This is a genomic window from Amycolatopsis sp. NPDC059027, from assembly GCF_042739735.1.
GTDB lineage: Bacteria > Actinomycetota > Actinomycetes > Mycobacteriales > Pseudonocardiaceae > Amycolatopsis.
Window position 1 is genome coordinate 117123 of record NZ_JBHYIK010000012.1, and the last position, 12887, is coordinate 130009.

At 69.1% G+C, this 12887-nt stretch carries 12 protein-coding genes and 1 pseudogene; 4 read left to right on the forward strand and 9 right to left on the reverse strand.

Annotated features, from left to right (window positions below; genetic code table 11):
* Nucleotides 1-54: 54 nt before the first annotated feature.
* From ACFWY9_RS11105 to ACFWY9_RS11130, 6 genes and pseudogenes are all read right to left on the reverse strand, one after another.
* The gene (locus ACFWY9_RS11105) at nt 55-561 is read right to left on the reverse strand and encodes a hypothetical protein (protein ID WP_378338747.1); all 507 of its coding nucleotides are present in this window, start codon (nt 559-561) and stop codon (nt 55-57) included.
* A 625-nt stretch (nt 562-1186) separates the two neighbouring features.
* Nucleotides 1187-2446 (reverse strand): DUF222 domain-containing protein, encoded by a 1260-nt coding sequence (locus ACFWY9_RS11110; RefSeq protein ID WP_378338748.1) that lies wholly within the window; start codon nt 2444-2446, stop codon nt 1187-1189.
* A gap of 9 nt (nt 2447-2455) precedes the next feature.
* A pseudogene (locus ACFWY9_RS11115) lies at nt 2456-2977 on the reverse strand (transposase); the annotation flags it as partial.
* A complete protein-coding gene (locus ACFWY9_RS11120; protein WP_378338749.1) occupies nt 2947-3579 on the reverse strand; it encodes a DUF6444 domain-containing protein in 633 nt (210 codons plus the stop codon). The pseudogene ACFWY9_RS11115 and the gene ACFWY9_RS11120, both read right to left, overlap by 31 nt.
* Nucleotides 3580-3929: 350 nt before the next feature.
* A complete protein-coding gene (locus ACFWY9_RS11125; RefSeq protein ID WP_378338750.1) occupies nt 3930-4271 on the reverse strand; it encodes a cupin domain-containing protein in 342 nt (113 codons plus the stop codon).
* A 24-nt stretch (nt 4272-4295) separates the two neighbouring features.
* Nucleotides 4296-5798, reverse strand: a complete 1503-nt coding sequence (locus tag ACFWY9_RS11130; RefSeq protein WP_378338751.1) for an ArnT family glycosyltransferase — start codon at nt 5796-5798, stop codon at nt 4296-4298.
* Between the two features lie 191 nt (nt 5799-5989).
* Between ACFWY9_RS11130 and ACFWY9_RS11135 the strand changes: the two genes are divergently transcribed.
* Together ACFWY9_RS11135 and ACFWY9_RS11140 are read left to right on the forward strand one after the other, a co-directional pair.
* Nucleotides 5990-7189: an LLM class flavin-dependent oxidoreductase gene (locus tag ACFWY9_RS11135; protein WP_378322527.1), complete on the forward strand. Its 1200-nt coding sequence runs from the start codon at nt 5990-5992 to the stop codon at nt 7187-7189.
* A gap of 17 nt (nt 7190-7206) precedes the next feature.
* Nucleotides 7207-8571 (forward strand): NtaA/DmoA family FMN-dependent monooxygenase, encoded by a 1365-nt coding sequence (locus tag ACFWY9_RS11140; protein WP_378322528.1) that lies wholly within the window; start codon nt 7207-7209, stop codon nt 8569-8571.
* 26 nt (nt 8572-8597) lie between these two features.
* Here the strand turns inward: ACFWY9_RS11140 and ACFWY9_RS11145 are convergent, their stop codons facing one another.
* The 3 genes from ACFWY9_RS11145 to ACFWY9_RS11155 all read right to left on the reverse strand — a co-directional run bounded on the left by ACFWY9_RS11145 (nt 8598) and on the right by ACFWY9_RS11155 (nt 10975).
* Entirely contained in the window at nt 8598-9554 is a 957-nt protein-coding gene (locus tag ACFWY9_RS11145) for a cation diffusion facilitator family transporter (protein ID WP_378322529.1), read from the reverse strand.
* A 109-nt stretch (nt 9555-9663) separates the two neighbouring features.
* Nucleotides 9664-10281, reverse strand: coding sequence for a transglycosylase SLT domain-containing protein (locus tag ACFWY9_RS11150; RefSeq protein ID WP_378322530.1), 618 nt, complete (start codon nt 10279-10281; stop codon nt 9664-9666).
* A gap of 19 nt (nt 10282-10300) precedes the next feature.
* A complete protein-coding gene (locus ACFWY9_RS11155; protein ID WP_378338752.1) occupies nt 10301-10975 on the reverse strand; it encodes a hypothetical protein in 675 nt (224 codons plus the stop codon).
* A 273-nt stretch (nt 10976-11248) separates the two neighbouring features.
* Between ACFWY9_RS11155 and ACFWY9_RS11160 the strand changes: the two genes are divergently transcribed.
* Nucleotides 11249-11758: an ArsR family transcriptional regulator gene (locus tag ACFWY9_RS11160; RefSeq protein ID WP_378338753.1), complete on the forward strand. Its 510-nt coding sequence runs from the start codon at nt 11249-11251 to the stop codon at nt 11756-11758.
* A gap of 19 nt (nt 11759-11777) precedes the next feature.
* A complete protein-coding gene (locus ACFWY9_RS11165; RefSeq protein WP_378338754.1) occupies nt 11778-12884 on the forward strand; it encodes a serine hydrolase domain-containing protein in 1107 nt (368 codons plus the stop codon).
* The last annotated feature ends 3 nt before the right edge of the window (nt 12885-12887 follow it).

Sequence of the window (12887 nt, forward strand, 5' to 3'; positions counted from 1 at the left end):
TGGGACGGGGCAACGCCCCGAGGGACTCCTGGACCGGATCTCTTAGCTTGCCGTTTAACCTGCGCCGAGGTCGGATGCTTCGCTGCGCGTGCGGATCGTGCTGGTGGGGCCGTCGGCGCCGTGGATGCCGAAGTACCACTGTCGTCCGGCGGGCGCCGGAGGGTGGCTGCCCTGGATGATTTTCACCAGTGCCTCGCCGAGGGCGGTGATCGGCCCGGTGCTCACCTGGTCGTGTTCGCGCCAAAGCACCGTGTGGCCGTCGAGCACCTGCCATCCGGCGGCGTCCTCGGCAGTGATCACGGCCCTGGCGGCCAGTCGCACACAGGCAGCATTGACCAGGGCGACGAAATCGCCCTCATGCCCGGCGACCCATTTGTCGAGCGGGAGCCCGAAGTCGGCTCCGACCACCGCGTGTACGCGCAGTTCGGGCAGCAGCGCCGCCAGCCGGCTGCCAGTTTCCTGCGGGCCGGTTCCTTCGGCCGTCCTGGCCATCTCGGCCAGCAGGATCGACAAGCTGACGTCATAGGCCCAGAACTCGAAACCGTTGTACTCGCCGCGCACCGTCTTGCTGATGTGCGCACCCTAATCGCCAGCTGAGCTTGCCGGTCAACTGTGGTCTGTTGAGGGTCGCGCCCAGTTGATCATGGATGCGACCCGTGGTCGATGGTTCTTCTTGCTGTGGAAGGAAGTTCGATTCAAGGGCTGCGGTGGTCAGTGTGCGTAATGGCGGGCGCGACGGCTCGCTGGCAGGCGTTCCTGTGCAGATTCGATATTGAGCACACGTTTCGCCTGTTCAAGCAGACTCTGGGCTGGACGGCGCCGAAGCCCCGCGATCCGGACGCGGCCGACCGCTGGACGTGGATCATCCTCGTCACCCATGCGCAGCTCCGTTTGACTCGGCACCTGACCACCGGCCTGCGTCGCCCCTGGGAACGACCCACCCCACCTGCCAAGCTCACCCCGGCACTGTTCGACACGGGTTCCGGACATCCGCGCGAAGATCGCCTCACCAGCAGCCGCACCGAAACCGTGCTGGCCGGGACCGGGAAGACCTCCCGGAACAAGGAACTCCGCTGCCGCGCAACACTTCGACGTCGGACGTGTCCTCGCGACCGGCGAGGCATACAGCCGCCCGGCACACGACAAGAAAGGCACCATGCCAAGGCGAACGGGCTAAACGGCAAGCTTAGGTTCTCAGGTGGATGGTGTTGCGGCGTGGTGTGCGGGTGGCGTCCAGCCACGCAGGCGGCACGAACTCCGGTAGTCCGTCGCTGGCGATCCGGACTTCCCATTCAGAATGGTGGATGAGCTTGTGGTGGACGGAACATAAGAGCACGAGATTGTCCACTTTGGTCTCACCATGATGTGCCCAAAAAACCACATGATGCGCCGTGCATCGGTAAGCGGGCGCGTCGCATCCCGGGAAGGCGCAGCCGCCGTCGCGGCGGATCAACGCCCGTCGGATGGCCGGCGTGGCCAGCCGTTGCGCCCGGCCCACGTCGAGGGGTTCGCCGTGCGAGCCCAGCACCATCGGAATGATCTTCGCGTCGCAGGCGAGGCGTCGGGCTTCGGCGGCGGTGATCTCTCCGAGTAGGTCAAGGGTGGCTTGTCCGATCCCGGACCGTAGCTCTTCCAAGCTGACTGTCACGACGATGTGGGTGGCTTCCCCGGCCTGCGTCGGCAGGTTGGGGTGTTCGGCCCACATGCGTACCAGTTCCGAGAACGCGCAGCCGCGCCGTTCCCATTGGGTTCGGGTGTCGCGGCCTTCTTCCTCGGTGGCGGGGCGGGGTTTGGCGAGCGGATCCAGCATCGCTTGCAGGCGTGCGGAGGTTTCATCGTCGACGCGGGCTTTGATCTGATGCCCGCCGTCGCGGTGCGGTGCGATCGAGAACTCGGGCTGGAACGGCTTCGGATCCCGGGTTTTCGGCTCTTTCCCATCAGGGTCGAGTTGGGAGATCAGGCGTCGTCCGGCGGCGCGGATTTCCCGGGGTCCGGCGGCGCGGGCCAGTTCGGCGAGGATTTTCTCCGCCTGGTCCCGAGCCTGCGCCGACACGGTCTGGGGAAGCTTGTCGAGCACCCGCAGGATCTCGTCGATCTGCGCTGCCCCCACCGCGCCCTCGCTCGCGGCCTGCGCGGTCGCCGGAGCCTGAGGCGGCTGCTCACCGCTGGTGAGATCCCGGGTGCCGTTCAACGCCAGCGCCCGCGCCACCCGAGCCTTCGCCTCGGCGTAGGGGATGTTCAGTGTTTCCTGCAGTAGCCGGGTGAGGTTTCCGTAGCCGGTGGTATCGCGCACTCCGCGGCGTTCCAGTTCGGCCATGATTTCGCCCTGGATCGCGGCTTCTCGCCGTTGTACGCGCTCGCTGTCGAAGAATCTGTCGAGCAGGCAGCCGACATCCTCGCGCCACCACTCGGTGCGCGAAGTCTGGGTGCTGCTCTCGACGGCCACAACACCACTTTACTCCGCCCGATCGAACATGTGTGCTATCGATCGGGTGAACCTGTAGAACGCAATTGTCCTTGCTATGTAAGGGTTTTGCGATGTCGCAGTGGTGGTGTGTGGGCAGGCGGAGGTTGCGTTTGCGCGGCTGCGTGGAGGTCTCCGGTCTTGGCGTCGGCGTCCGTCGTGAACGATGACGCCGGGGAAGCCGCGCAGGATCCCGAATTCGTCCATCGCTTCGCCGCCGCGCAGCCGGTGGGGCAGGTAGGCGGTCAACGTGGAGGTGCAGGCGGTGTGCAGCCACCAGCGTTTGCCTTCGACACGGATACCGGTTTCGTCGAAGTGCGCCACCGGCGCGGCCCGCAGTTGCTGGACGAGGCATGCGGCGAAGTCGTCCAGCTCGCTCGCGACCGGGGCCAGGACACCGGCGACCCAGCCGGTCGAGACCGGCAACCCCAGTGCATCTGCCAGCAGCGCAGCGGTCCGCGCGACCGGAATGTGCTGATACGTCAGCAGATAGACCGCCAGCGCGGCCACGTTCGGCCCGTAGCACGCCGGCGCGGCGCCTCACGCGGCGCGATCGCGGTGGTGACATGGCCGCACCCGCGGCACCGCAACCGGCGCAGACGATGCTCGGTCACCGACGGTCGCACCAGTGGCAGATCCACGACCTGACGACGGACCACTCCGGCATCGCCAGCTTGCCGCAACCCCGCACCGCACCCCGCGCACGCCGAGGGCACGTGGTTGACGATCGCGTCGGGGTTATCGACCACCGACAGGTTCGCTCCAGGGGCACCGGGTTGCTTACCCTGCCCGCGTCCAGTCTTGCCACGCAACGATTTCGGTGCCGGTTTGCTGAAGCGGTCAGCCGACGGCGGCATCGACGAGTTACCCGAGTTCGACCCGAGACGACGCTTCAACTCAGCGACCTCATCACGCAGAGCGGCGATCTCCCCACGCGCACGCGCAAGCTCCACCGCCTGCGCCGCCACCAGCGCCGCCAGCTCGTCATACGACGGCTGAACACCCTCTCCCGCAACAAGATCATCCACAAACCCCACTACGGCAAGCAAAGGGCCCTGAATAGTTACCGGGTGAACCTGTCGAAGGCAATTTCCCTTGCCGTGTAAGGGTTTCATGCAACGGCGTGATGCACTGGTCCGCGGACCTCATAGCGTGTCGAGAGGCAAGGTCCCCTCGTCTCGTTCCGGACAGGAATCTCATCTTGTCCAGCCCTGCCCGCCCGGGATCTGTCGTGATCGTCCTTTGTGGATAGTGGTGAGGCGAAGGAAATCGCAGCGACTGTAAGAGCGCTCCCGGCGTCCGGGCCGCGTCCACAAGGTGGCGGTACAGCGCCGCGAGATGCGCACGGCGCTTCTCCGAGTGGGCGAGGACCAGGCTGCGGTGTGCGTAGCACCGAACACCTCTGGACGAACTCGGCAGTCAGGGCCTGCTCGACCGGTCCCGTGCGATCGCCAAGGCCCGAATCTCATTCGAGCCATTCGGTGATGAATAGGTCGCTGGCGTGGATGTCGGTCATCTCCAGCCGCCCCGGCCCGGTCTTGGCGAACTTGTGCGGGGTGTCCGGCGGGACGACGATGATCTGCCCGCCCCGTCCGATCAGCGTCCGGTCGCCGACGGTGAACAGCGCCTCGCCGGAGCGGATGAGGAACGTCTCGGTGTAGGGATGGCGGTGCAGCCGCGGCCCCGCGCCGTCGACGTCGGTGCTCACCATGATGAAGGAGACCGGCGAACCGTGCGTCCTGCCCTCGAACTCGGGCAGGGGCCTGCCGCTCTCATCGGTCAGGTCGGCGATCTCGACCACGTTCATGAATCCTCCACTGTGGACCTTCGGTCAATAGAACTGCCGGAGCCGCGGCCAGACGCGCGACCACGGGGTGGACGGTGGCGAGCACAGCGAGATCTCGGTGCCCTGCTCGTCGTTGCCGAGGCCGAAACCGTTGTCCTGGACGGCTACCCGCTCGCACCCGCTGAGCACGTTCCGCACCGCGGGCCGGAGACGGCCGACGAACAGCACCGGACCGGTCATCGTGTCCGGCGGCGGTCCCCAGTCCGCGTAGGACATGTGGTTCGAGTACGGCTTCGGCAGGCCGAACCCGGCGCCGAACCGTTCGAGGGCGCCCGCCTGGCCGTAGTTGCCGGTGAGGAGCACCGAAACCGGGCGGCGTTCCGCCGGGATGCGCTGCCAGGCCCGCGCGACGGTCGCGGTCAGCTCCGGCCAGCCGACCTGCTCGCCCTGGTCCTTGTTGAACGCCAGCACCGGTCCCTCGAGCGCGGACACCGGGAGCACCGGCAGTCCGATCACGACCGAGATGGCGGCACCCGCGACGGCGAGCGCACCCGCCCAACCACGCCGCACACCACGGGCCAGCCACCGGAGGGCGGGCTCCGCACCGGCGGCCAGAAGGAACAGGAGCAGCGGTACCGCGTAGTACGGTTTTCCGCCCACCAGCAGCAAGATGACGCAGGCGAGCGGGTAGCTCAGCGCGTACGCGCGGGCCCAGCGCAACGGGGGATCGCGCCACAGCCGCACGAGACCGGTGAGCCAGACCGGGACGAGCACCGGGGACAGATAGACCAGTTGCATCGGGACGAACAGCAGCCGGTTCTTCGTGCCGTCGTCGGTGCTGATGCCACCGGCGACGGTCAGCATCGGGAACTCGTGACCCGCCTGCCAGAACAGCACCGGCGCCATCAGCACCACCGCGATCACGACCCCGCCGATCATCCAGCCGCTGACGAGGACCGCGCGCGGGCCGGTGATCAGCAGGCTGATCCCGAGCGCGGCGAGCAGCAGGAGCACGAGCCATTTGTTCGCGAACGCGACACCGACGGCCGCTCCGATCGCGAGCCACCACCGGCCGTCGCCGGTGCGGAGCAGACGGAGGCCGAGGAGCCCGATCACCGTCCACAGCAGCATGTCCGCACTGTTCGTGGAAACCATGTGGGACACCACGAGCACATACCCGGACAACGCCGTCGCCACGGCGGCCGCGGTCTGCGCGCCACGCCCGCCGCCGAATTCCCTCGCGACGAGCGCGACGAGCACCACTGTCGCGGCTCCGCAGAACGTCGCGGCCACTCGCAACCCGGAGGGAGTCTCGCCGAAGAGCGCGGTGGCCAACCTCGCGAGCATCGGCGTGACCGGCGGCTGGTCGACGTAGCCCCAGGCGGGACGGCGGCCCGCGGCGATGAAGTACAGCTCGTCGCGGTGAAAGCCGTAGCGGCCGGACAGTGCCGTGAGCACGGCGACCTGCGCGACGACGACGGCCGCGATCGGCCCCGCCGCGAACCGCGGCAGCAACGGTCTCTCGAGTGATACGGCGGCTTCGCCCAACGCGGCCTCCCAGTCCGTGCCGGAAGCCCGGCACCCGCGCTCGCGACGCTAGCCGATCGGAACGGCCGTGGTCGCCGGTTCGCCCGAGATCGTTGCCGGACCGGTTCCCAGCATCCGGGAGCCGGAATATCGCGCGGCGGCACGAGTTCGGCACGGATGAGGTCGCACGGCGACCAGGAAGGACACCGGACATGTCCCCAGTGCCGAAACTCCACCTCGCGGTCGCGCTGGACGCGGCGGGCTGGCACCCGGCCGCCTGGCGCGAACCCGATGCCCGGCCCGCCGAGCTGTTCACCGCCCGTTACTGGGCGGACCTGGTCGGCGAGGCCGAACGCGGGCTGCTCGACTTCGTGACGATCGAGGACTCCCTCGGCGTCCAGTCGAGCCTCCCGGACGGCTTCGACGACCGGGCCGACCAGGTGCGCGGACGGCTCGACGCGGTGCTTGTGGCGTCCCGGATCGCCCCGCTGACCCGGCACATCGGTCTCGTGCCGACGGCGGTCGTGACGCACACCGAACCCTTCCACCTCTCGAAGGCGATCGCCACGCTCGACTACGTCAGCAACGGCCGAGGCGGTCTGCGCGCCCAGGTCGCGCCGCGCCACGTCGACGCCGCGCACTTCGGCCGCCGCGAACTCGGTGAGATCAGCTGGGACGACGTCGCGCATTTCGACCGTCAGAGCGCGATCGCGGATCTGCTCGAAGAGACCGCGGACTACGTCGAGGTCGTCCGCAGGCTCTGGGACAGCTGGGAGGACGACGCCGAGATCCGCGACGTCGCGACCGGCCGGTTCGTCGACCGGGAGAAGCTGCACTACATCGACTTCGAGGGCCGCTGGTTCAGCGTCCGCGGCCCGTCGATCACCCCGCGCCCGCCGCAGGGGCAACCCCTGGTGGTCACGCTGGCGCACGCCGGGCTGCCGTACCGCGTCGGCGCGCGGGCGGCCGACGTGGTGCTGGTGACGCCGGGGGAGCGGGGGGACATCCGGCCGATCGTCGATCAGGTCCGCACCGAACAGGAGAACGCCGGGCGCGCGGGCGAACAGGTGCACGTGTTCGCGGACATCCTCGTGTTCCTCGACGAGACCGAATCGGCCGCGGCCGAGCGCAAGGCCCGGCTGGACGCGGTGGACGGCGCCGAGTACACGTCCGACACGCTGATCTTCACCGGCACCGCGGCGGGGCTCGCGGACCAGCTCGTCGCGTGGCGGGACGAAGGGCTCTCCGGATTCCGGCTGCGTCCCGGCGCGATCCCGCACGACCTCGAGGCGATCACCCGGGCGCTCGTCCCCGAACTACGGGCCCGCGGCGTGTTCCGCGACGAGTACGAAGCCACCACCCTGCGCGGGCTGCTCGGCCTGCCCCGGCCGGCGAACCGTTACGCCGCCTAGAGAACGAGGACTTCGCGATGAGTACAGACGGTAAGCCGCTGAAGCAGATCCATCTCGCCGCGCACTTCCCCGGCGTCAACAACACGACGGTGTGGAGCGATCCCGAGGCGGGCAGCCACATCGAGTTCGACTCCTTCGTCCACCTCGCGCGGACGGCCGAGCGCGCCAAGTTCGACCTGTTCTTTCTCGCCGAGGGGTTGCGGCTGCGGGAACAGAACGGCGAGATCTACGACCTCGACGTCGTGGGCAGGCCGGACACCTTCACCGTCCTGGCCGCGCTCGCCGCGGTCACCGACCGTATCGGTCTCGCCGGGACGATCAACTCCACGTTCAACGAGCCCTACGAGGTGGCCCGGCAGTTCGCCAGCCTCGACCACCTCTCGGCGGGCCGGGCCGCGTGGAACGTGGTGACCTCGTGGGACGCCTTTACCGGGGAGAACTTCCGGCGCGGCGGTTTCCTGCCGCAGGAGCAGCGGTACGAACGGGCCAAGGCGTTCCTGGCCACCGCGGCCGAGCTGTTCGACTCGTGGCACGGCGGGGAAGTGGTGGCGGACAAGGAGAACGGTGTCTTCCTCGTCGATCCGCGGGCCGGTGCGTTCGAACACCGTGACGCGCATTTCGACATCGCGGGCCGTTTCAACGTGCCGCGCTCCCCGCAGGGGCGTCCGGTGATCCTGCAGGCCGGTGATTCCGAGGAAGGGCGCGAGTTCGCCGCGTCGACCGCGGACGCGATCTTCAGCAGGCACGGGACTCTCGAAGCGGGCCAGGAGTTCTACGCCGACGTCAAGGGCCGCCTGGCGAAATACGGTCGCCGCAACGAGGACCTCGTCGTCCTGCCCGCGGCGACGTTCGTGCTCGGCGACACCGACGCCGAGGCGCAGGAACTGGCCGACGTCGTCCGGCATCAGCAGGTCAGCGGCCAGACGGCGATCAAGTTCGCCGAACAGCTCTGGAACCGGGACCTGTCCGGCTACGACCCGGACGGCCCGCTGCCCGACGTCGATCCGGTGGTGGGGGAGAACACCATCGCGAAGGGCCGCGCCAGCGTCCGGATGTACCGCGATCCGCTGGCGACGGCGAAACAGTGGCGGGAGCTGGCGGCGGCGAAGAACCTTTCGCTGCGGGAGCTGATCATCGAGGTCACCGGGCGGCAGAACTTCATCGGTTCGCCCGCCACGGTGGCGTCGTCGATCAACGAACTCGTGCAGGCCGACGCCTCCGACGGCTTCATCCTCGTCCCGCACGTGACCCCGGGCGGGCTGGACCGCTTCGCCGACGACGTCGTCCCGCTCCTGCAGGAACGCGGGGTGTTCCGCACCGAGTACAGCGGGACGACGCTGCGCGATCACCTTGGCATCGGCGCCCCGCGCCCGCTGGGCTAGCTGAGTCCACAGAGGACAGTGCGGCGTCAGGGTGTGGCGGTGGCCCGGTGCACGGGGCCGTGCGCGGTGTCGCAGTGCTCTCCGGGGGCACGCGGGCTCGGCGTGGCGTGGTCGACCTGCAGCGTCGTGTGCTCGATGTCGTGCTTGGCCGCCAGCAGGGTGGCCAGGTCGGTGCGCACGGCGTGGCAGTCGCGGCCCGGCCGCACCAGGACGTGGGCCGACAGCGCGGGCTGGCCGGACGTGATCTCCCAGATGTGCAGGTCGTGCACCTCGGACACGTCCGGCCTGCCCGCCATGACCTGCCCGATGGCGACCGGGTCGAGTCCGGCGGGCGCCGCTTCGAGGATGATGCGGCTGGACTCGCGGACGAGCGAGACCCCGGCCTTGATCATCAGCGCGACGACGACGAGTGACGCGATGGCGTCCGCGCGGGCGAATCCGGTCAGCAGCATCACCAGCCCCGCGACCGCGGTCGCGATGAACGCGAACAGGTCGTTGAGGATGTGCTGGAACGCGCCCTCGACGTTGAGGCTGGAGCGGTTGGCCTTGCTGATCATCCACGTCGCGGCGACGTTGACCACGACACCCGCGAGCGCGGTCACCAGCACGAGCCCGCCGGTGACCTCGGGCGGCGTGATCAGCCGCTCGATCGCCTCGTAGGCCAGCCACGCGGCCAGCAGGAGCAAGGTAAGGCCGTTGGCCAGCGCGGAGAGGATCTCGGCGCGTTTCCAGCCGTAGGTCATCCGGCCCTTCGCGGGCAACGCGGCGAGCCGGATCGCCCAGACGGCGAGCGCGATGGCGGCGGCGTCGGTCAGCATGTGCGCCGCGTCGGACAGCAGGGCGAGCGAGCCCGCCGCGATCCCGATGCCGACCTCGGCGGCCATGAACACCACGATCAGCCCGAGCGCGCCCAGTAGCCAGCGCTGATCGGCATTGGCCGACACGCCGTGCCCGTGGCCGTTGTGGCCGTGTCCGCTGCTCACGTCTTCGTCCTCCCGTTCGCCTCACTCCATCTGCGAATATATGCGCATATCTCTATATGTTCAAGATGTGATCACGCTCCGGTGGTGTGACCTGGTGCACCCGCCGGGGTCAGGAGGTGACGGCCTGGCCCGCCTTGGCCCAGTTGCCGTGCAGTGTGTCGAGGTAGGTCTGTACCTGGGGGCCCGGTTTCGTGCCGCGGGCGATCGTCTTCATCGTCCCCGGTCCGGCGTTGTAGCCCGCCGCGAGCAGGTCGGCGGTGCTCTGGCCCGGGTGCGCCGAGGGGAGCTGTGCGGCGAGGTCGTGCAGGTACCAGGCGGCGGCCTGGATCGCCAGGTCCGGATCGTCGGGCAGCTCCGGCCATTCCCGGTTCGCGAACGGCCTGCCCTTCTTGGTCTCGTCGAAGGCGGCCTTGTGCATATTGGCGATTCCGAACGCGGCGTCCGGTTTCAGTTTCTGCCAGGCGCGTTCCATGTCCGGATCATGTGGTTTGTAGGACTCGTTGTACAGAATCGCCATGACCAGTTGCGCGTCGACGCCGGCCTCACGGGCGCGGGCGACGACCTGCTTCGCGAAGCGTGCCGGATCCTGGTTCGTGGTGGTGGGTGCGGCCGAGGACGGGGCGGGCGTGCTCGTGGTGGCCGGCGGCGGGGCCGCTTTCGGGGGCGTCCCGTCGCATCCCGCGACGAGGAGCGCTGCCGACACGAGCACCCACCGGACCGCCTTCACATCCGCGAGCCTAGCGAAACTAGGTGATGACCTTGTCGAGGTCCCCGTCCAGGAGTAGCTGCGGGACCTGGCCGAACGTCCAGCCCCCGGCGGTCCGGGTGAACACCCAGACGACGTCGAAGCGCTCATCCGGCCACTTCGCGGGCGGGGCGGGGGTGACGGCACCGAGGTGCTTGGCGATGTCCGGGATTTCCTCGTGCTGCCAGGAAACCAGCGTCGCGCCGTGGAGACTGGTGAGCCTCGCGGCCAGTGCCTTCTCGTCCCCCTTGCCGAACGGCATCTCCAGCTTGACGCCGAGCCGTGCCGCGACGGGCGTGACCGTCTGAGAAGGGCGCTGGCTCTTGTCGCCGTTGGGCGCGGCCGCGTAGACGGCGGCGGGACGGACCAGCCCGGTCCGCACGGCTTGGCCGCCTGCCGGGGCGAACAGTTCGACCAGCGCGCCCGCCCGCGTCCAGCCGCGTACGGTCAGTGAACCGTCGCTCCGCTCGCCGTCCGCGGTGACGCCTTGTGCGGGCGAGGAGCCGTCGGGCTTCTCCGCGTGCCGGATGATCATGATCGTGTCCGCACCCTGCTGGGGATTCCCGGGCGGGACCGCCGCGGTGGCGGTCGCCTTGCCGCAGGCGGCGAGGACGGGGCCCGCCGCGACGGCGGCACCGAAAATCCCGAGTGCCCGCCGACGTGATGTCGTGTTCACGCCATTCTCCCCATTCTTTCCGGAATTCCGGACGCGGTGTCGTGAAAATGCTCCGCTGGCCGGAATGCACGATTTCGTTTCCGGTCCCGTCGCTCGGACACGATAACGGAATTCCCGGGGAGCCGGGTGCTGAAGGGCGCCTTCAGTGCATCCAACGCATCGAAGGCGCCCTTCACTGCATCGAGCGCACTGAAAGCGCCCTTCAGCTCATCCGGCGGCCGGGACCCGGGGCCGGTCGTTGCGGAATTACGTAGTTACGTAATATCCTCGTCCATGAGTGAGCACGAGGAACTGGCCGAGCGCGTCGCCGCCTTGGAGGAGCGGATGGCGCGGCTGGAGGGGACGTGGGAGCGTCCGGCGGGGCCCGATCCGGAGACGTTCTGGGCCTTGCGCGGGCTGCAGGAACGGCTGCGGGACACCGACGGGGGTGTGCTGTTCACCGGGTCGGTGCGGCTGCCGACCGGGGAGTTCTACGAATGGCAGCGTGGCGCGCCGGCGGCGGACCTGCTGGCGCGGGACTGGTCCGAGCTGAGTGGCGCGTTCGCCGCGCTCGGGCATCCGGTGCGGCTGTTGCTGCTGCGGCAGGTGCTCGGCGGCGCGCGCACGGTCGCCGAGCTGCGGGAGCACGAATCGCTGGGGACGACGGGACAGCTCTACCACCATCTCCGGCAGCTCGTCGCCGCCGGCTGGCTGCTCGCGGGCGGGCGCGGTCAGTACACCGTGCCCGGGGCGCGGGTGGTGCCGTTGCTCGTGCTGCTCGCCATCGGGGCGGACCCGGGATGAGCACGGGAAGGGGAGAATCATGACGAACCGTCGGACATTCCTCGCGGGGGCGGGGATCGCGGCACTCGGCGCGGTGGTGCCGGGGATCGCGAACGCGGCCACCACGGACAGGCTCAAGTCCCTTGTGGACAGTCAGCTCGCCGGTGCGGCAGGGAAGGGGTATCCCAGCCTGGTGATCGGCCTGTTCGACCGGCACGGGCAGTACGTCGCGGGTACCGGGAACAGCGGTCAGCCCGACGGACGCAGGCCGGATGGGCGTACGGTCTACCAGATCGGGTCCATCACCAAGACGTTCACCGGGCTCGCCGTCGCGCTGGAGGTCGTCCACGGGCGCCGCCGGTTCGAGGATCCGCTCCAGCGCTACCTGCCGGGCTGGCTGCACCTGCCCACCTGGCAGGGCAGGCAGATCACGATCGGCGACGTCGCGACGCACACGTCCGGTATCCCGTCCTTTCCGGAGAGCTGGAAGAAGCGGCCGGACGTCGATTGGCGCGACCCGTACGCGATCTTCACGCTGAAGGATGTGGCCGAGACTCTGCGGGAGACCACGTTGCCCAGGGAACCGGGCAAGGTCTTCGACTACTCGAACCTGGCCACGGGCCTGCAGGGCCAGTCGCTCGCGATCGGGGAGGAGGCGGCCTACGAGTCGGTCGTCCGGCCGCGTATCACCGGTCCGCTCGGTCTGCGGGACACCAGCACGGCGGTCCGCGGGGAGCAGTACGCGCGGAAGGCGGTGGGCCACAACGAATCCGGCGCGGTCACACCGGACTGGCACGTCCGGACCTGTGCCGCCGCCGGCGCCCTGTACGGCACGGTGGACGACCTGCTGCGGTATGTCCGTGCCTACCTCGCTCCGGCGCGGGGTCCGCTCGGCGAGGCGATGCGGCTCGTGCGCCAGCCGCGGTTCGCCGTCGATCCGGTGCGGAACATCGGCGTCAACTGGCTCCTGGAGCCGCTGCCGCGCAGCGGCAAGCAGCTGGTGTGGCACAACGGCGGTACGGGCGGATTCCGGAGTTTCGCGGGATTCTGCCCGGACAGCGGAACGGGTGTCGCCATCCTGACGAACATCGCCAAGGAGGTCGACCCGATCGCGGTCGAGCTGCTGGACGCCGTCAGCGGGCCGTAGTTC

Excerpts from the sequence above, each read along its gene's own strand:
- ACFWY9_RS11120 (WP_378338749.1), bottom strand. The coding sequence starts at position 3,579 with ATGAAACCCTTACACGGCAAGGGAAATTGCCTTCGACAGGTTCACCCG.
- ACFWY9_RS11125 (WP_378338750.1), bottom strand. The coding sequence starts at position 4,271 with ATGAACGTGGTCGAGATCGCCGACCTGACCGATGAGAGCGGCAGGCCC.
- ACFWY9_RS11135 (WP_378322527.1), top strand. The coding sequence starts at position 5,990 with ATGTCCCCAGTGCCGAAACTCCACCTCGCGGTCGCGCTGGACGCGGCG.
- ACFWY9_RS11140 (WP_378322528.1), top strand. The coding sequence starts at position 7,207 with ATGAGTACAGACGGTAAGCCGCTGAAGCAGATCCATCTCGCCGCGCAC.
- ACFWY9_RS11160 (WP_378338753.1), top strand. The coding sequence starts at position 11,249 with ATGAGTGAGCACGAGGAACTGGCCGAGCGCGTCGCCGCCTTGGAGGAG.
- ACFWY9_RS11165 (WP_378338754.1), top strand. The coding sequence starts at position 11,778 with ATGACGAACCGTCGGACATTCCTCGCGGGGGCGGGGATCGCGGCACTC.